At 40.3% G+C, this 16,443-nt stretch carries 32 protein-coding genes; all 32 read right to left on the bottom strand.

Annotation, left to right across the window (positions count from 1 at the left end; translation table 11 throughout):
- Positions 1–10 precede the first annotated feature (10 nt).
- Positions 11–424, bottom strand: a complete 414-nt coding sequence (locus AF333_RS04660) for a phage tail terminator family protein (protein ID WP_052811932.1) — start codon at positions 422–424, stop codon at positions 11–13.
- Positions 421–822 carry an HK97 gp10 family phage protein gene (locus AF333_RS04655; RefSeq protein WP_052811934.1) on the bottom strand — a complete coding sequence of 134 codons (402 nt, stop codon included), beginning with the start codon at positions 820–822 and terminating at the stop codon, positions 421–423. Before AF333_RS04655 ends, AF333_RS04660 begins: the two co-directional genes overlap by 4 nt.
- Positions 822–1,175 (bottom strand): hypothetical protein, encoded by a 354-nt coding sequence (locus AF333_RS04650; RefSeq protein ID WP_043065039.1) that lies wholly within the window; start codon positions 1,173–1,175, stop codon positions 822–824. Before AF333_RS04650 ends, AF333_RS04655 begins: the two co-directional genes overlap by 1 nt.
- Positions 1,172–1,519, bottom strand: coding sequence for a head-tail connector protein (locus AF333_RS04645; protein ID WP_043065040.1), 348 nt, complete (start codon positions 1,517–1,519; stop codon positions 1,172–1,174). The genes AF333_RS04650 and AF333_RS04645 overlap by 4 nt, the downstream gene beginning before the upstream one ends.
- Before the next feature lie 39 nt (positions 1,520–1,558).
- Positions 1,559–1,687, bottom strand: a complete 129-nt coding sequence (locus AF333_RS36665; protein ID WP_255322211.1) for a hypothetical protein — start codon at positions 1,685–1,687, stop codon at positions 1,559–1,561.
- 54 nt (positions 1,688–1,741) lie between these two features.
- Positions 1,742–2,725, bottom strand: coding sequence for a major capsid protein (locus AF333_RS04640; RefSeq protein ID WP_043065041.1), 984 nt, complete (start codon positions 2,723–2,725; stop codon positions 1,742–1,744).
- A gap of 16 nt (positions 2,726–2,741) precedes the next feature.
- Entirely contained in the window at positions 2,742–3,374 is a 633-nt protein-coding gene (locus AF333_RS04635) for a phage scaffolding protein (protein ID WP_043065042.1), read from the bottom strand.
- Between the two features lie 115 nt (positions 3,375–3,489).
- Positions 3,490–4,530: a minor capsid protein gene (locus tag AF333_RS04630; RefSeq protein ID WP_052811935.1), complete on the bottom strand. Its 1,041-nt coding sequence runs from the start codon at positions 4,528–4,530 to the stop codon at positions 3,490–3,492.
- On the bottom strand, positions 4,530–5,960 hold the full coding sequence (locus AF333_RS04625; RefSeq protein WP_043065043.1) for a phage portal protein: 1,431 nt from the start codon (positions 5,958–5,960) through the stop codon (positions 4,530–4,532). Before AF333_RS04625 ends, AF333_RS04630 begins: the two co-directional genes overlap by 1 nt.
- Before the next feature lie 11 nt (positions 5,961–5,971).
- Positions 5,972–7,261, bottom strand: a complete 1,290-nt coding sequence (locus AF333_RS04620; RefSeq protein WP_043065044.1) for a PBSX family phage terminase large subunit — start codon at positions 7,259–7,261, stop codon at positions 5,972–5,974.
- A complete protein-coding gene (locus tag AF333_RS04615) occupies positions 7,258–7,695 on the bottom strand; it encodes a terminase small subunit (protein ID WP_043065045.1) in 438 nt (145 codons plus the stop codon). The genes AF333_RS04620 and AF333_RS04615 overlap by 4 nt, the downstream gene beginning before the upstream one ends.
- A gap of 105 nt (positions 7,696–7,800) precedes the next feature.
- Positions 7,801–7,986, bottom strand: coding sequence for a hypothetical protein (locus tag AF333_RS04610; RefSeq protein WP_043065046.1), 186 nt, complete (start codon positions 7,984–7,986; stop codon positions 7,801–7,803).
- Between the two features lie 60 nt (positions 7,987–8,046).
- Positions 8,047–8,334 carry a hypothetical protein gene (locus tag AF333_RS04605; protein ID WP_052811937.1) on the bottom strand — a complete coding sequence of 96 codons (288 nt, stop codon included), beginning with the start codon at positions 8,332–8,334 and terminating at the stop codon, positions 8,047–8,049.
- Positions 8,331–8,576: a hypothetical protein gene (locus tag AF333_RS04600; protein WP_043065047.1), complete on the bottom strand. Its 246-nt coding sequence runs from the start codon at positions 8,574–8,576 to the stop codon at positions 8,331–8,333. Before AF333_RS04600 ends, AF333_RS04605 begins: the two co-directional genes overlap by 4 nt.
- A 290-nt stretch (positions 8,577–8,866) precedes the next feature.
- A complete protein-coding gene (locus tag AF333_RS34665; RefSeq protein WP_043065048.1) occupies positions 8,867–9,115 on the bottom strand; it encodes a hypothetical protein in 249 nt (82 codons plus the stop codon).
- An 11-nt stretch (positions 9,116–9,126) separates the two neighbouring features.
- Positions 9,127–9,579, bottom strand: a complete 453-nt coding sequence (locus tag AF333_RS04590) for a hypothetical protein (RefSeq protein ID WP_043065049.1) — start codon at positions 9,577–9,579, stop codon at positions 9,127–9,129.
- 117 nt (positions 9,580–9,696) lie between these two features.
- Entirely contained in the window at positions 9,697–9,990 is a 294-nt protein-coding gene (locus AF333_RS04585) for a hypothetical protein (RefSeq protein WP_235496097.1), read from the bottom strand.
- Positions 9,962–10,132, bottom strand: a complete 171-nt coding sequence (locus tag AF333_RS33440; RefSeq protein ID WP_158502349.1) for a hypothetical protein — start codon at positions 10,130–10,132, stop codon at positions 9,962–9,964. The genes AF333_RS04585 and AF333_RS33440 overlap by 29 nt, the downstream gene beginning before the upstream one ends.
- Positions 10,129–10,335: a hypothetical protein gene (locus AF333_RS33435; protein ID WP_043065051.1), complete on the bottom strand. Its 207-nt coding sequence runs from the start codon at positions 10,333–10,335 to the stop codon at positions 10,129–10,131. Before AF333_RS33435 ends, AF333_RS33440 begins: the two co-directional genes overlap by 4 nt.
- Positions 10,336–10,584: 249 nt before the next feature.
- Positions 10,585–10,734, bottom strand: a complete 150-nt coding sequence (locus tag AF333_RS33430; RefSeq protein WP_158502351.1) for a hypothetical protein — start codon at positions 10,732–10,734, stop codon at positions 10,585–10,587.
- Positions 10,731–11,180, bottom strand: coding sequence for a DUF1064 domain-containing protein (locus tag AF333_RS04570; protein ID WP_043065053.1), 450 nt, complete (start codon positions 11,178–11,180; stop codon positions 10,731–10,733). The genes AF333_RS33430 and AF333_RS04570 overlap by 4 nt, the downstream gene beginning before the upstream one ends.
- Positions 11,177–11,347, bottom strand: coding sequence for a hypothetical protein (locus AF333_RS33425; RefSeq protein WP_158502353.1), 171 nt, complete (start codon positions 11,345–11,347; stop codon positions 11,177–11,179). Before AF333_RS33425 ends, AF333_RS04570 begins: the two co-directional genes overlap by 4 nt.
- Positions 11,344–11,499, bottom strand: coding sequence for a hypothetical protein (locus tag AF333_RS33420; protein WP_158502355.1), 156 nt, complete (start codon positions 11,497–11,499; stop codon positions 11,344–11,346). The genes AF333_RS33425 and AF333_RS33420 overlap by 4 nt, the downstream gene beginning before the upstream one ends.
- Positions 11,499–12,092 carry a dUTP diphosphatase gene (locus AF333_RS04565; protein WP_043065054.1) on the bottom strand — a complete coding sequence of 198 codons (594 nt, stop codon included), beginning with the start codon at positions 12,090–12,092 and terminating at the stop codon, positions 11,499–11,501. Before AF333_RS04565 ends, AF333_RS33420 begins: the two co-directional genes overlap by 1 nt.
- A complete protein-coding gene (locus AF333_RS04560) occupies positions 12,092–12,400 on the bottom strand; it encodes a hypothetical protein (protein ID WP_043065055.1) in 309 nt (102 codons plus the stop codon). The genes AF333_RS04565 and AF333_RS04560 overlap by 1 nt, the downstream gene beginning before the upstream one ends.
- 95 nt (positions 12,401–12,495) lie before the next feature.
- Complete coding sequence (locus AF333_RS04555; RefSeq protein WP_043065056.1) at positions 12,496–12,936, bottom strand: NrdR family transcriptional regulator; 441 nt, start codon at positions 12,934–12,936, stop codon at positions 12,496–12,498.
- The gene (locus tag AF333_RS33415; RefSeq protein ID WP_158502356.1) at positions 12,933–13,094 is read right to left on the bottom strand and encodes a hypothetical protein; all 162 of its coding nucleotides are present in this window, start codon (positions 13,092–13,094) and stop codon (positions 12,933–12,935) included. The genes AF333_RS04555 and AF333_RS33415 overlap by 4 nt, the downstream gene beginning before the upstream one ends.
- The gene (locus tag AF333_RS04550; protein ID WP_139188929.1) at positions 13,091–13,324 is read right to left on the bottom strand and encodes a hypothetical protein; all 234 of its coding nucleotides are present in this window, start codon (positions 13,322–13,324) and stop codon (positions 13,091–13,093) included. The genes AF333_RS33415 and AF333_RS04550 overlap by 4 nt, the downstream gene beginning before the upstream one ends.
- 5 nt (positions 13,325–13,329) lie before the next feature.
- Entirely contained in the window at positions 13,330–14,619 is a 1,290-nt protein-coding gene (dnaB, locus tag AF333_RS04545; RefSeq protein ID WP_043065058.1) for a replicative DNA helicase, read from the bottom strand.
- Positions 14,620–14,934 carry a hypothetical protein gene (locus AF333_RS04540; RefSeq protein ID WP_043065059.1) on the bottom strand — a complete coding sequence of 105 codons (315 nt, stop codon included), beginning with the start codon at positions 14,932–14,934 and terminating at the stop codon, positions 14,620–14,622.
- Positions 14,927–15,751 (bottom strand): phage replisome organizer N-terminal domain-containing protein, encoded by an 825-nt coding sequence (locus tag AF333_RS04535; protein WP_235496095.1) that lies wholly within the window; start codon positions 15,749–15,751, stop codon positions 14,927–14,929. Before AF333_RS04535 ends, AF333_RS04540 begins: the two co-directional genes overlap by 8 nt.
- Before the next feature lie 50 nt (positions 15,752–15,801).
- On the bottom strand, positions 15,802–16,440 hold the full coding sequence (locus tag AF333_RS04530) for a hypothetical protein (protein ID WP_043065060.1): 639 nt from the start codon (positions 16,438–16,440) through the stop codon (positions 15,802–15,804).
- Positions 16,441–16,443 lie beyond the last annotated feature (3 nt).

The following is a 16,443-nucleotide window of genomic DNA, read 5'->3' as shown; positions in this document are numbered from 1 at the left end:
TCACGCCTCCTTATATATCAGTCTGTAACGTCTGCATAAGCTCGTATTGCTCTGCAAACTCAATTTCGTAGAAACTTACATCAAATGAGAAGTTGATCGAATCATCTATAACTTGGGAAGTCTTGTCGTATATCTCAAGCACCCTGTCACCTATAGGGAAATAGAGTTTAAATAGCTTGTTCAAGTCATCTGTCATTTTCCTATATGCGCTGTTATTCTTCTTTTCGAGCATATACACAATCTTGATTGACACCCGGCTGTAGGTTCGGCGCTCTGTCTCATTTGAATTGATGATCGGCACTAAGTACACAAAAAAAGCAGGGTATTTTAACCCCTGCTGTACCTCTTCACCATATATTTTTGCGGAAGGGAAAGCTGTTGCAAGCTTCTTTGTTACTGCCTGGAATATATCATCTAGCGTCACGCTCTCCCCTCCTTGATATCCTTAAGCCATTGTTTCATATCAGTGTCTATGACTTCTTCTAGTTGCTTGAGCGCTATTTCAAACATGTGCTGCCCCTGCACGAAGCCAACATATTCACTACCACGCTTGATACGGTGTCCGTACTCTACATGAGCAGCATAATGTGCGTTGCTTCCTACCACTACAACCCATTCGTTACCGACTCGCTTCACACTGTCTACAACTATGCTGTTTTTTAAGTTTCCCGTTTCACCAGTTGGAGTTAGACGCTTTACATCGGCTAGGTAGCGATAAGCAAGCTCGGTAAGCTTCTTACGCACTTTATCCGGCATCTCACGTATAACACGTTGCAAGAACGAACGCTCAAACTCATCTAATCCCCGTAAGTCAAATCCCATTACCCGGTACCTTCCCTTGTAACTGGTATCTCAATGTGCGAGGGGTAATACATCGGCTCATTCGCAACAAATTTGCGTATCCATCCATTCTCAAATGTGACCGTGATAGAATCCCCTGTTATAACGTTCACATCAGGCCGACAAAACACCTTACCGTCATAAGCAATATCATTCGGCCCCTCTGTTTGGGTGGTGTTTCGTCCAATACCGACGGAGAAAGAACAAGGGATATCCGATCCTTTTAACACATCGTCCTCAATTACCGTTTCTCCCCACGGCTTTTTAACTTCCATCGTCCCTCTTATCTCCATCCGGTGCCAGTAGGTTTCAGCTAATATGTCTGCTTCTGTCATGTGAACTTCACCAACTTAAAACGACGCATCAAACCAAGCATATCTCCAGTCAAGAAACTGTATCCCTGTACCTGTTGAGCGTCACCATAGGTAATTGTAGTGTCGCCTCGTGCAATGCTCTTTACAGGGGCGCTAGACGCCTCAGAAACGGTGTTACCTTTGTGTATCTTGATTACAGCTTGGATAAGTGTGTTCTCAAGTGCAGGTGGAAAGTCTGTACGATTCATCCATGCAAGCATCTCTTGCTCTGTAACAGAAAGGTAATAGTTGAGTTTGGCGTCATATGTCGTGTCATTCACAGGAATATCAAGCAGCATCTTTAATGTAGACAGTCTGTTATCCATCGTTTCACCACCTAAAGAGAAAAGTAAGGATATTTCACCCTACTTATCCTCATCTTTCTTTGCGTTTTTGCGTTTGGGCGCCTCTTTCTTTTCGAGTTCTCGTACTTGTTCGGCCTTTCGCTTTGCTTCTAACTCACGGCGGCGGCGTTGGAATGATGATAAACTCATTTTTACCCCCTTATATTAAATAAAGAGAGGCGTAACCACCTCCCTCTTGTTTCATTACAATGTGACTTTGAATTTAAATTTAACGACACGGATTTTCTTAGGTTCGTATACACGTTGCCAGTTTGCGCCCGTTGCTAGCTCTGCATTTGTTGGGAATACATCCGCAATTGTGGTATCAGTCCACTTGATTCCACGCGGATGAAGAATAAAGATTTTACGATTGATTAGAAAATCTTCCCCGGTTGAAGCGAGAGAATCGCGATCAACTTCCGTTGCAATAATACGCGGATGCGAACCATTACCAAGCGCAATTGCTCCTGATCCAAATAGATACATTTCACCAACAAGTTCGTTAGTGTCAAACGGCATTGCATCATCCACAATCACACGTTTACCCATGAAATAAGGGACGCGAGTTGTTTGGTTTAATTCGTTTGTTTGATTAACATACTCAATCAATTGGCGTTTAACCAAATACGCTTCAACTGCTGAGTGCATGATAACAGCCGTTAATTGATCTTTAGCATCCCCCAGCTTTTGTGTTGCATCAACAAATGCTGCCCCATCAAGTAATTCAGCCCCACCTGTGCCTCCGCTAATATCAAGAACGTGGTCTGTCATGCTCGGAGAGGCAAAGACGCCTTTCAGTGTATTTAAAAGCACCTTTTGCATATCCCTAACCCAATAGTTTGCAGTCAAGCTAGCGATAGCTTCCATCGGATCGGCACCAGAAAGCAACGCAGAAAGACCGTTAGCTCCCCAAGCTCGTGCGCGCCCGTGTTTTTTGGCTTTATCTGCATTCGTACCGATTTTACCGGGAGTTAACGCACCATCATCCTTCATTGTTTCGGAATCCCCGTCCAAATCGTTGAAATACGGCATATCAACCGTTGTGTTTGGCCCACTTGCTAGTTCATCGAACTGCGAGTCGTTTACCACAATGCCAGATTTAATTAGTTCTGACTTCTCCATTGTTTTGTTCACAACGTATGATGTGAAAATTTCCGGTTGAATTACATCTGCGATTCTTACTGTCATTTAAAAAGCACCCCTCTTAATTTAGTTTTATTCCATGTTCTGCTGCTAATCTAATAGCAAGCTCCCTATCTTCTTTGTAAATCCGGCCTTGTTCTGTTAGGTTGAAATGTTCCTTACTAAACGGATTCACAGTAGTTTTATCACGCGGATTAGGCGGATTATGAGGCACCCGTCCTTTTAATCCGGGCGAATCAAATAAATACCCATCACTTTCTCTTATTACTTTAATTTGTTCATCAAATCCAAGTAACTTTTCCCCATCAAGCTTAATGGTTTCAGTATTGAGCAACGCTTTTACAGCTTTCGGATTTCTAGCCTGCGCTTCGGTAATAGCCTTATCAAGAGCGAATTCAAACGCTTGTTTATCAAGTTTCTCCTGATACTCTTTGGTCGTACGTTCGTTTTGCTCTTTCAAGTCATTGATTTGCTTGACCAACTCTTCATTACCTTTTGCTTTGGCGCCCAAATCCTCTAACTGCTTATCGCGCTCTTTCAATTGGCCTTTTAGTTCCTTAACTTCATTGTTTTTCTCGTCAAACTTATCCTTAGGAAACCAATTGCCATCTGACACAACGGCAATTTTGTTATCTCCTGCTTTTTCAATGACCTGATTGTAAAGTTCTTCTCCAAGCAACTCTTTTAAATCCATATATAAACACTCTCCCGTTTTAGGTTTTTTTAGAGGTTACCCACCTCCAAACGGTTACCGTTTCTTTAGGGTCTAACCCTTAAAAAGACCAATAAAAAAAGTCACCCATCGGCGACTACTTCTTCTCAAGATATTTCTTTTTGTACTGCTCATAGTTCATGTTGGCTGGAATTCGAATTGGTTTACCGTTCTTATCCCTTGCTATACGTAAACTGTTCGGACTATCGAAATAAGGGATTGTCGTCGATCTGCAATACGGATGCAACGGCGGATAATTTACCCCTATACGCTTCTCTTTAAGGTCAAACACCTTATTGTCCATCTTCTGGCACAAAGAGCTTGTACGACGGTCTAGTGTAGCGAGGAACTGGTATTGTTTAATTCCTGCATCCTCATACGCTTTACCTGACGAATAATTCGCTACAAAACTGCTTTCGGTACGAATCAACCGGGTAGCATTAGATAAGCTAGCATCCATTCTTTCAGCTAAAGCCTTACTTGTTTGGCGTATGTCTTTGCCTTGAATGAAATGCTGCATCAATTCTTCTTCAAGTGTAAGCGCAAGCCGTTGTCTGTCACTCCATATGCGTTTAGAGTAGTTGGCCCCACTCCATGGAATCTCAAGGATTGCGTTTATTGCCTGTGTATTCAGTACGGTTGCAGCAGTAGCGGCCCCTATCCCTTGAGAGATAACAAAGCCTGTCTTTGTATAACTTTCTGTTGCTGTTTCGATAAGATGGCCTGTCATTGTATCCTCTTGCTGTTGTTTCAACAAGGCAAGTCGCACTTTGATCTCAGTCATAAGCTTTTCCATGCGTGTAATACGTGACCGAGCAGCCAATGTATTGAGCTCAAGCAACAAAAGAGAATCATTTGTTTTTTCTATCTGCTCAACATAGTCCTCGATATCCTGTCGCCATTCCATAAACTCAGTTTTATTGAGGTATACAGTTGCTTGCTGATATGTCATACCGTTTTCACTAGCATATAGCCCTACAAACGATTGTACGGCCTGTTGTATAGCTTTCAATGATTTAGAGTACATATCTGTAAGCAATTCCTCTGTATCATCTGTGCGCTTGATATCAGCCTCTATGACCTCTTCCATACGTTTACCCAGGTATTCAGCAGAAGGATTCTTTAACTCATCATTCACTATTCATCATCCCCATCCCCTTGTTCAGGGAATTGGTAATTATCCTGTACTTGTTTAGCTTTTTCTTCTCGTTCCTCTTTCTTTCGTTTCTCTTCCTCTTCCGGGTTTGTCACCCATGGATGATGAGCAAGAATTGTACGTTCAGAAATGATGCCGGAACTATTTTGAGCGATCTGCGAGGCTTCAAGTTCATTCATCAACATATTTTTGTTGAAGGTGAATTTCACCTCTTTGTAATTGAACTGCCCCTCACCTTTAATACTTAAGTATTCAGCTACAAACCATATCACCCACTCAAGCCCTTTACGGAATTTACGTTCAAGCATATCGGCCTTCAAATCAAGCAACGAGAACAAGAATTTAAGCGCGATACCTGAAGGAGCATTACCGAACTTATTTGTATTTACATCTACACCTTGACCGAATGTGAATATTTCCTCTCTCAAACGGTCTAAGTGGCTATTTACAGATTGAATAGGCAGTTCTGCACTCACTGTATCAACACCTGATCCCGGGTCTGCATCAAGGGTTATTGCTTTGTAATGTCGTAGGTTATCCATGAACTCAGAAAGTGACTGTCCTTCATATCCCTTAAGTACAAAGATGAGGCTTTGCAACTCTTCTAGGTTATTTGAGTTATCACTTACTCGTTTGTCATAGTCGTCGATAAGCTCTTTATAAAAATCAAGGTCTGATACCTCGAATTGATTATTAGCGAACTTGATGAACGGGACTTCTCCCCATCCATAACCTTTATCACCGTAATAAAAGTGAGGTGCCGGGTTTGGTTCTTCTGTTGTATCAAGAACAAATTCACCTTCAGCGGTAGCGACGTAATATGTTACATCATCCTTTGTCCACCATTCAGCACGTTTACCCTCTTCTCCGTTGATAATGTATGGATAATAACGGATGAAAGCCTCAAGGTTCTTCTGTTTGCTTGTGTCATATATAGGGATACATTCTTCTGCGGGAATGACAATGGTATCAAACTCCCCATCCTCGTTAATGTAAGGATGTAGCCATTCTTTCCCTTTGTTTGAAGCACCTAGACCAAGCTCGATCATATCGTCATTAAAGTCCTCTGTTAACACCTCGGCGATCTTCTTTAGAAAAGCGTCTGGCCCTGTGAATGTCACTGACTTACCAAGGATATACGATACCTTTTGATCTACTAGGAGCTTATGCCATCCATGAGGAATTTTGTTATTTGGTTTTGTTTCATCGACTACTTTCACACCATCTTTCCATACATACTGTTGGCGTTTCATGATATCACTACGGTTAAAATAATAATCGACACCCCGTTTCATTTCAGTAGTGTCATGTGTTCTAATCAAATCATTTAATATTTTCGGTTTAGTATTTGTTGTTTCAGTAGCCATTTTCTCGTTAATTTGTTGTTCGAACGTTGGTGTATCGGGATACATGTCACACCTCCTTATGTTAAGACTCCTACACCTTTCCTTCTTAGCGGCTCTGTGCCGTAGCGCGTGGCATCAATTGTATGATTATCCTTATCCTCTAACTTTGGCTTCTGATTGCCGTCTGTATCTGTCTGGTAGTCGATATCCTCGAACTCTTTTGCCGTATTAGGTGTACGTTTGGGGTCAATTACAATCTCTTCTAAGTCGTCAAGCCATCTTTCACCAAACTCAACGCTTCCCGGCCCCTTCTTCGCTCCTTTAATACGGATGCCATATGTCTTTACTTCTGATATACTCTTAGGCTCTGCACTGTCCGCTATCGTCATTACATCATGGTATTTCTTTTCCAATATCCATTCTGCAACTTCCCTGTTACTTAGCTTTGAGCCGTACAATTCATCCATAAAAAATAGCCTTCTCCGTCTGCTATCATAGTGCATACGCACAAAAGCAAAAGGATCAGGCCCATATCCCCAATCAAGTCCTTGATGAATATTATCGAATGTCTTAAACTCTTTATCCGGTATCTCCCGGAATACAAGGTTTGTAAATGGCACAACACCACTCCCTATCGCTTTGCCCATATACTCCCACTCATACTTATGAGGTTTTCTCATCTTAACGTTTTCGGCTTCCTCAATGAATTTCTTTGACAAATGAGGATTATCAAAATAGGTAGAGTGGTCAACGAAGGTATTGTCATCTATAAAAGCAGACTCGTATTTCTTATTAACCCACGCCTGCTTTCTTTTTGGTGGATTATAAGAATAATAAAACGAGTAATCAAATCCATATTTCTTTTTGCGTCTCTCGGCCTCAGATGTAATTTTCCCCTCTAATTCTTCACGAAGAACAGAGTTTTCTATAGTTGTTACTTCATCTTCTGTTTTAAATTCAGCCATTTCCTCAATCCATAGAATAGCCAAGGGGAACTTAGCATCTTTAATAGACTTTATTTTGTTCGGATCATCAGCGCCAGCAAAATATATTTTGTTCCCTCTAGGTAAATAAGTAATTTCTAATCTACTCTCAACAAATCGGAATAGATGTTTTACACCTAGAAAAATAGTTGCTGCTTCAAAGTTCTGAAACACCGATTTCACAATTGTATTTTGTACTTTCCTCATCGCTAATGCTGATACAGGATACTCCATAATATCCATGATAATTCGTAAAGGTATATGGAATGATTTACCCGAGCCACGACCACCTTTTAAAACATATCGCAAGTGTTGTTTTTTACGAGAGGCAATCCAAAATTTTTCAAAGTGAGGACTAATGATTTCAGACATTTTCACTTTCATTCGTCATCATCCCCAATGTCATCAACGATAGTTACACCGACATTGCCTTCTACCTGCTGTTTCTCAGTCCACATAGCATAACGCTTGCCGAGCAGTTCAGCGGCCTGATTGCGTTCTTTGAAATAAGGATATATCTTATTTTGCTTTGTTACTACATTCCCCTCTTCGTCTGTGTCCTCATATTCAGTGATAAAAGGAACGCCACGCATAACAGAGGTTAGATACTCTAAAACTTCATCCTGAGAAGCTATACGCTCGTTATTCTTTGAATCCATAATTTCATCAATGTATTGTTTGATTGCAGTATTTTGCAGTAGTTTATGAGCGTTTCCTCTTGGACTCTTGTACCCTGCTTTTCTTGCTGCTTCTTCTGCATTACCTGTCTCAATATAATAATCAGCAAAAGCCTGTTGCTTTGGTGTAAGCTTACTCATTCATATCACCTCACCCCCAAAAACTATATGTTTTTGTTTATATATAGGATTTACCTATAAGAAACGCAAATAAAAAAGCACCCCGAAGGATGCTCTTATTTTAAATTAAAACTCTATTCTTATACTTTTGATACTTTTTCCTTCTCTACGTTCCTTCTCATCATTAGGGAAAAACGTATTATTTGTTTCTTTGGCGTTTAACCCTGTTACTACTAACTCAATAATGTCTTTCCCTTCACATTGTTGAGTAATAGGCTTTTTGCCATCAAATTCATAAATTACTTTTGCCATATATCTCACCTCCTATACTGATAATTCGACAGGAGGTTAATTTTACCTGCTACATTTCGACTATTCTCTCAAAAAGCTAAAATCGTTATCCCTTAATACCTGATGCAATACGATCCCTACTCTATTAACAAAGTCCTCATCTTGTTCACCGATTCCGGCCTCTTCAATACAAGCATGAAGTATTTCATGTACCAAGGTTTGATTCTGCTTATCAATCGACATGTTTGATTTAATCCTAATTAGTGCCTTTTGATAAACGCATTCGCCCATGTCGCCAGGATCGTTATTTAATTCATCTGCCTGTTCAATTGTATAATCTACCCCGGCTACTTTTACCTTATCTATCATATATCACAACCACTTTCACGCAGTTTGTCAGCTAATTCTTTAGACATTTTCTTTATATCATCGCCCATAACATGAACGACAAAATTATTAATAGCCTGTTCTTTATTTTTAACTTGTTGCCCTTCTAATTCTTTCAACAGACGAATCGTTTCTTTCGCCTCTCTCTGTACTGCTTTTAACCCTGTTATCGCTCCTGATACATCAATATCTACCTTCATGCTCAATTCGCTCTTATCAGCCATTTGCAGCCCCCTAAAGTGTGTTAGATGTTTACCATCATTCGCACCCCGAACCCCTCTATACCGGTTACTGCCTCTTGGCACGTTTAGAGACAGAGAAGGTATTCAGGATGCCAATGATAGAATGCATGGGTATGGATTTGCACCATACATGGAAGCCGAGCTTTCTTCCTCGCGTGTTTATTTTAAAAGTGGAGTTCACTCTCCAATTCTCCTTCACTTCATTACAAAGTGCGTTCCTTAGCGTCTACCTATTTCGCCACCATGCATTTTACTTTCTCTTCACACAAGGATTACGAGAGCAAAACACCTTTCCAGCTAACCATGTTCCATATGGACATGTCCGGCATAGTTGTAGCTGTTTGCCATGTTGTTTTCTCTCCTCTCTTGTTTTCATATTTCTCACCCCGAAAATATAGTGTGCTGTTTGACGGGGACAGCACCACCCTTTGCAGGCCACCTACTTTAAGTAAATGACAATAAAAAAACGCCCGAGCTTTTGCCCGGACGCTTGCATGTATCGCTTTTTTACTTACTACCATTTTACCACGGCTTATCCTAGGTTTTTGTGCTTTATTTGTGCCTTCTTTACTCTACTACTAATTTTTCTAATCCAATCGTGACTGTATCCTAGTTCATCTGCGATTTCATGTAGTTTCATGCGCTTTATATCGCGCATATAAGCGACTTTATACTCTAGGCCATCAAAGTTACCTAGAACACTTTCCATCTTCCTCTTAGCATCTTTCTTAGCGTTTAATACCTCATACAGCGTATTAAGTGAATCATCCACTTTGTTCAATCGCTCCAATATCCGATCTAAACTCATTGGAGCATAACCATTCTGCACTTGTTCCGTTCCATAACTTGCCGTTGCTCTAAATCCCGGTTTGTTATCATACATACTCAGGCGAAGAAATTCCCTTTCTCGCTCTATATCCTTAATCCTGATTTCTAGCATTTCAATTTCATTGCATAGATCGATGTATGATTCAGTGAAGTGCATATTAGACCCCCTATACTTTGAACTTATTATTAATCCAATCGCACAATACCATCCCAACAACACCACCGAAAGAAAACGAGGAAATCGCAATACATATTTCGTCTATACTCATCCTCTTCATCCCTCGCTAATTAGTTTTGTCACTTCGTATGTTCCGTGTGAAAGGGTATCGTCAATTAATTCACAATCAGACTTAAGAATATGGGCTGTATGCCCTCCGTTATTAGTCCAGACCACTTCTTCTTTTGTCCTCCAATACTTTTCAAACTTCGGACATTGCTCAACCTCAAATTCTTCACCAACTCTTTCTGCATACCACCACCTCATAATGTCGTTTGCCGTTGCGTCGCCTATAATTCTCACTCTCACAAATAAATCCCCCTTAATACGGATTCGCACGATACCACTCATGTAATTCGTGAACACTCATCCCGTTTTTATATGCATAACGAAAATGGAAATCGGCATCACTTTGGAGAGCGATACTTAAACGAATACCTTTAAAACTTCGGTTAAAAGATTCAGTTGCAGCGATCATCTCTTGCTCTGTCATATATAAATCCCCCGATCCACGTTATAGCTTGCTCCACACTTATGACATGTCCGTATATACTCACCATGCAGGAGAGAAGGAGTAAAACCTCCACTCCCACATTTACAATATCCACCCATAAACTTTGTAGGTACTTTCCCTTCTTCTGGCTGCTCCCCTAACTGTTCCCTTATAGCGTCAGCCCAAGTCTTACGTTTAGCCATGAGTTTTCCCTCTGTAATACTCAAACATTCCATTGCGTTTTAGCTTACTAATCTTATTTAGGATGGATTTCTGCGTTCTCCCTAACACATAGGACATACTAAGAGATCCGTCTATGTCATAGTATTTGCATAGATACTCTTTCTCTTCTTCTGTAAAAGGTTTACCCTGATTCGGATGCAGTCGAGGGTGAAAGTTCATCCGACCTGAACTGTCATAGGATATATCAAGAGTGTCAATATCTATGTCCATCATTTTTCCCAACCTTGTAACCGTCTAATTTCAGCAAACAAACTTTCAACGTTCATTACAGCCCAATTTGCTAAATCGCCTGCTCCACTTTCTTCTGCTCTATTAAAAGATCGCTCCATCTTTTCGAGTCGTTCTTTTTCGATAGTCATTTCTTTGCCCTCTCCTTCTTCTCTTTCTTGTATTCCTCTATAGTCATCCAACGTCCGTATTTGAATGTCATAAGCTTTAGTTGCAGATGAGGGTATTTGAACTCGAATAGTTTTTTCTTGAGTGCAAAGTCTTTAGTCTCAAATCCTTTTACGTCTATCACTTCGAGCTCTCCATCTGGGTACGAAACTTCAAAGTCAGCTACGTATTCGATTTTCCTAACCATCTTGCCATTCTTCTTAAATGCAGGTTGTAAGACATAACGAGGTTGTATTATAAAACTTGTAATAGCCCCTTCCTGCTGTAGTTGCAGAAGCAAAGCATAATACCTTGCCTCTGCTTTAGAATCAAACGTAAGCCCGTCTATATTGTTCTCTTTGGCATCCTTGAGGTTATATATCTGCAAATCTTCTGTAACCACTACTTTTGTAGCCCCGTATTTGCTCATAGCAACTCCTTTAGTCTTTGGGCAGCGTATAAAAACCCTTCTTCTAATCCGTCCTTATGAGCAGCATAATTGCATTTCTTTACTGCTAACGCATGTGTAGCTTGTATGTTTGCTACTTCTGCCTTTGTCTCAAAGTCGTCTATTAGTCTAAGAATCTCCTCTCTCACTTCAAATCCTCCACCCTTTTAATCTCCACCGGGCCGGATAACCGTTCCCATTCACTTCTATTCTCATGTGGCAAACGTACTCTTGCTGTTTGATCCATCCATGTATCATCTATGTCATAAGAGAAGAATGGGCGTCTTTTACCTCTACGCATTAGTATCCGGCCTCCTGTCTTTGGTGGTTTACTGCATTTTTATCTAAATAGGCTTGTTCTATCTGTTCAAAAGTAAATCCAAGCATTTCTCCTAATCCAAAGAAGTACCGTTTCAACAATTGCCATTGCGCTGCTTTATAAAAATCATCACTTTGTAATTCAGTGACTAGTTTAAACACTTTGTTAAACTGAGTTATAATATCTTTCTCATCATAAGGGTTAATATTAAGATGTTGATTAACTTCAAGCTCTAATCCAATACTCAAAAGGAAGTGTAGGCAGTCTACATATTCCTCAAGAAGAGGATTGAATAGCGCTAAACCTTTAAAGCATCCTGCATCACATAGATCATATTGCGTACTGATATATCCAGTGCCTTCACAACGCTCGCATCTTCCTTTGTGTCCAGTTATGCATGGCTTTTGGTTATTACTCCAAAACTTGAAGCCTCTCCATTCATTCGCTAATTCCCCAAGTTCTACTTGTAACGCTAGAATCTTACCCGGCAACAGGTCTTTCCCTTCTAGCCCCTTATCTTTGATGATCCGTTCGTCCAATACACGTTGCATATCGAAAAGCTTTGATAGATTCATCACTCAACAACCTCCATATCTTCTGGCAACACTTTATATCTACGTCCTAATCCACTAGCGACTATATATACCTTTATACGGTCCATCATTTTAAATCCATTTCCATCGTCACCACCTAGCCATTCTGAATATCCCTCGTTTAAGCAGGTTGTTCCAATGACAACGAATTCTGTGTCTTTTTTCTTGTTTTCTTTTGTTTCAACTTTTCTATAATGACTCTTCCATGTGCCGCTTCCCCACGGGCAGGGTCCGTATTTCCTCACGTTCTCAGCAAAACGATTCACCTTTACCTTTTGTAAAAATTCCATGGTATCATCTCCTCAAATATTCATTTGAATTTTTGATTTAAAGTGTAGACTATGCCACAATCTACACCCTATTCACCTAAAATATATGCGACATCTTATCTCCCCTTTTCATCCTTAACTAATCCTAGAAGAGAGTATCCAACCAAATCTCCATATGGACTTTCGCCAAATGCATCTTTTTTAGTAGCGATCCTCATTTGCTTATCGAAGATCCGAACCAAGCATAATGCATCAGTATATTGTTCTGGCTCAATCCCATTAGGATATAAAAGTTTAAGGAACTCTCCTGCCTTCGAGAATGAGTCACCATAGGTTTTCTGCTTCTCTTCCACTAGTTGCCCTAACTCCCTTGCTTTCGCTTCGTACACGCCCATTGTGTGCGTCTCAAAGGTATTTTCTTTTTCGACTATAGCCTCTAACGTTTTCCATCGAAAATCACATACCTTGCACACCCTATATCTTCTAACGTAGTTTGATTTAGGATCCGGCCGACTATTATTAACTGCTGATTCTCCAGCGCATTTAGGGCAGTTCATATCATCTCACCCCATTTACGAGTTAATACAACTGGTTTCTTACCTTCTTCCACTGGTAACGCGCGATATTTCGCTAACTCTTCCTCAGATAAGAAGTATGTTTTAACCTCACCCGGTAGATTGTTTATTCTTTTATGACGAGGGATAATTGTTCTCATATCGCTTCCTCCTGAAATACTGTAGTTTTCGTAATGTCTGATTGCATTTCTATTTCCGTTACTTCAAAGTCACCCGATTTTAGTTGTTTGATTAACTTATTGATAACTGCGTTCTGTCCATCCAAGAAATCCGGGTTACACTTTAGTATTCCGTCTCTTGGATATCTATTTAATTCAACGTTCCGGCCCATTTGTTCGAGGTGTTTGATTAAGGCTTTGCGATCAACCATTTGCCTCATCCTCTCGCTAAAGATACGAATTTGTTATACTCCTTCAAGAAAGCGAGCTCCACCGTACCCGTTGCCCCGTGTCTGTTCTTACCTACAATCACTTCTGTGACGTTCTTCTTTTCAGCTTGAGCGTCGTAATAGTCATCTCGGTAAAGGAACATAATAATGTCTGCATCTTGTTCTACTGCGCCAGAATCCCTTAAGTCTGAAAGCATCGGACGCTTATCTTGACGTTGCTCTACCGAACGTGAAAGCTGAGATAAGGCCACTACAGGTAATTCAAACTCACGCGCCATAATCTTAAGTGCTCGAGACATTTCAGCAACCTCTTCATTTCTGTTGTGTGCTCGTCCGATATAGCTGATTAGTTGCAAGTAGTCGATGATAACCAAGTGGGGTACATCAGGGTATTTGTTTTTTAATCTCCGTACCTTTGCCCGAATCCCTTGTACTGTTTGCCCTGGCTCATCGTAAATATGCAAGTTCATGTTGTTGATAATACCGATTGCACGAGTTGCTTTCTCCCAATCTTCATTTGAGAATCTACTCTTCGGATTTCGCATCTTATCAGCATCGATATTCCCAATTGCACATATCATCCGACGAATAAGTTGTTTCTTCGGCATTTCAAGTGAGAAGATACTTACGCAAGCCTTATCTAGTCCGGCTGCATTGCCACCTACGTTCAATACGAATGCTGTTTTCCCCATTGCTGGACGGGCTGCAACAATAAGTAAGTCACTACTATTAAGCCCGTTTGTAATCCGATTCAAGTCTACATATCCCGTATCTATCCCGGTTAATCCTTCTGGTTGATTCTCCATCTCGTCATACACTTCTGAAAGCGTAGCTGTATGGTTGTAATCCATCTGCTGGCCTGTTTCGTCCAAGTGAGTAAGTTTCTGTACCGTCTCAGCGATTACATCAGTGTTCCGTTCGGCATTTACTCGGTTGATGAGTTCTACAGCTTGTGTTTCTGCCTTTCGCATCTTCCAAGCATCTAAAACAGCCGTAACGTAGTATTCAAAGTTTGTAGTCGTTGGTACACCTACAGCCAAATCCTGAATGTATTTAAGGCCCCCAGCTTGCTCTATACGCTCTCCTAACTCCGTGACGATTGTTACTAGGTCAACGGGCTTTTTCGCCTTGTCTAAGGCTCTTGCAGCTTCCCATATCACTATGTGCTCTTGTTTATAGAAGTGTTCAGGAAGAAGGGAGCACTCTTTTATTAGCTCCCCCTCCAATAGCACACCACCGATCACAGCTTGTTCTGCTTCGAGGTTAATTACTGCCATTTATTTACCCTCCGATTTCTTTAGGCATTTTTGGCAATAAACAAGTTCGTTGATAACGATAGCTGTTTCTTTGTATTGAGGTTGTCCACAACGACACTCCCACCACCAGCCGTTATCAAGATAAGACTGTTTTGGTATTGAATGAGCATCAACAAATTCATCAGCCCACCTTGCCCTTCTTACTTCTAAGTCCAAAAAGTTACTTCCGTCATAAAACTCACTAATATATTTGGCTCCTCCTCTTGTAGAAGAAAATACAATTTGTGAATATTCACCATTAGAAACTTGGTATGCTTTTAAATGCTTTTCAGTCATTCGCGATCCCCCATTTCTTCGCATCCTCTTGTAACGCTGCTTCAATCTCTGCCTGATAGTTACGAGACGGTTCAGAAGGAGGTGTAGGCTTGTTATCACGCTCATATTCGTTTAAATAGCCTTCAAAGTTTGTCCCGAACAACGTTTTAGGCCGGAGATACTTATTCATGTCTTTGTTGTTAAGCCACTGGGATGATTTCACATCAATTACTTTTTTGAAGTCTTCAAGGGTAAAGCCAGCGTTAAACCGTGCTTTGATAAGTCTTTTCGTTTCCTCCGAACCAGCCCGGAATTTACTACCTGTCTTTTCATTCAGGTAATCTATGATTTCTTTATAGGGCAAAGGTGAAGAAGAAAAGGGCATATTATTTATTTCTTTATCTATATCTTTATCTATATCTGTTGCGTGACTTCGCGTGACATTCTCCGTGACGTCACGTGACATGTCACTATCTTCTAAAAGAAACTTTTTCTTTTCCCTTTCCTTCTGTTTTCTTATCCTGTTCTGCTCCCTAATTCGCTCCATACCATCAATGTTTTGATACTTTTCCCAATTGCAAATCTGAATGACTGAGTTTTCATCTACCTCAATCATCCTGAGTCGATTAAAGGTTTCTAAAGCTAGGCGTACTGTACTTAAAGGCCGTCTGAATTTATGAGCTAACATTTCATCTGTGTATGGAATGTTTTCCGTAAGAAAGATATGACCTTTCATATTGCACTTGCCAGCTAAAGTAAGAAGTTTTATCCAAATGATGAGTATTGAATCAGCCTCAGGTAGACTTTCAATAAAGTCGACTTTTTCATTATCAAACATAGAAGTAGTAAGCTTAATCCACTTTATTTCAGACATTTGTTCACCTTCTTTTACTGCGGAGTTCTGATAGGTAGAATTAAAACCAATACATCTTTTTCGTTGGTGACAAGGAATGGTGACATTTGTCCAGTGAATTGCAGCACTACACTTTCCGATCCCATTTTTATATGAGCCTCAAGAGCATCACGCATATATTCAATGTTGTAGGTTGTTGATGGTTGTTCTGGCTTCACATATTCCGTGTATGGAAGCTCAAAATTAATACCTGCGTCTTTTCCGAGCATAGCTGTAAAATGAAAACTATCATCGTTAAAACTCAATCGAGTCGCTTTGCTATATCTGACTTTTAGATTCTTCAACATCTGGGCCATAGACTTATGTGCCTGATACCATACATTAATCTGATCTTTATCTAATAAGATGTGATCCTTTGTGTCCGTTGGAATAATCCCATTTACATTAGGATAGATACCTTTAGCCATCTCATAGCTACGTGGATTAATAAGTCTTTCTTCCTCAAATCCATGTACGTTCATAATTTTGATTAATTTGTGTGTATCTGTTGCTACTAAATGACCGTCTGCTGTGTGTTGAACAAAGTGCAATATAACTCTATACTCTTTCGCACCAGTGAATTTCTTAGCGATATCTAAAGCAATCCCGTATTTATCAGAATGGATCAATTCCATAGT

It is taken from the genome of Aneurinibacillus migulanus (genome assembly GCF_001274715.1).
Lineage (GTDB): Bacteria > Bacillota > Bacilli > Aneurinibacillales > Aneurinibacillaceae > Aneurinibacillus > Aneurinibacillus migulanus.
Note: the sequence above shows the minus strand (reverse complement) of the source record. Positions and strands in the feature narration are given on the sequence as shown.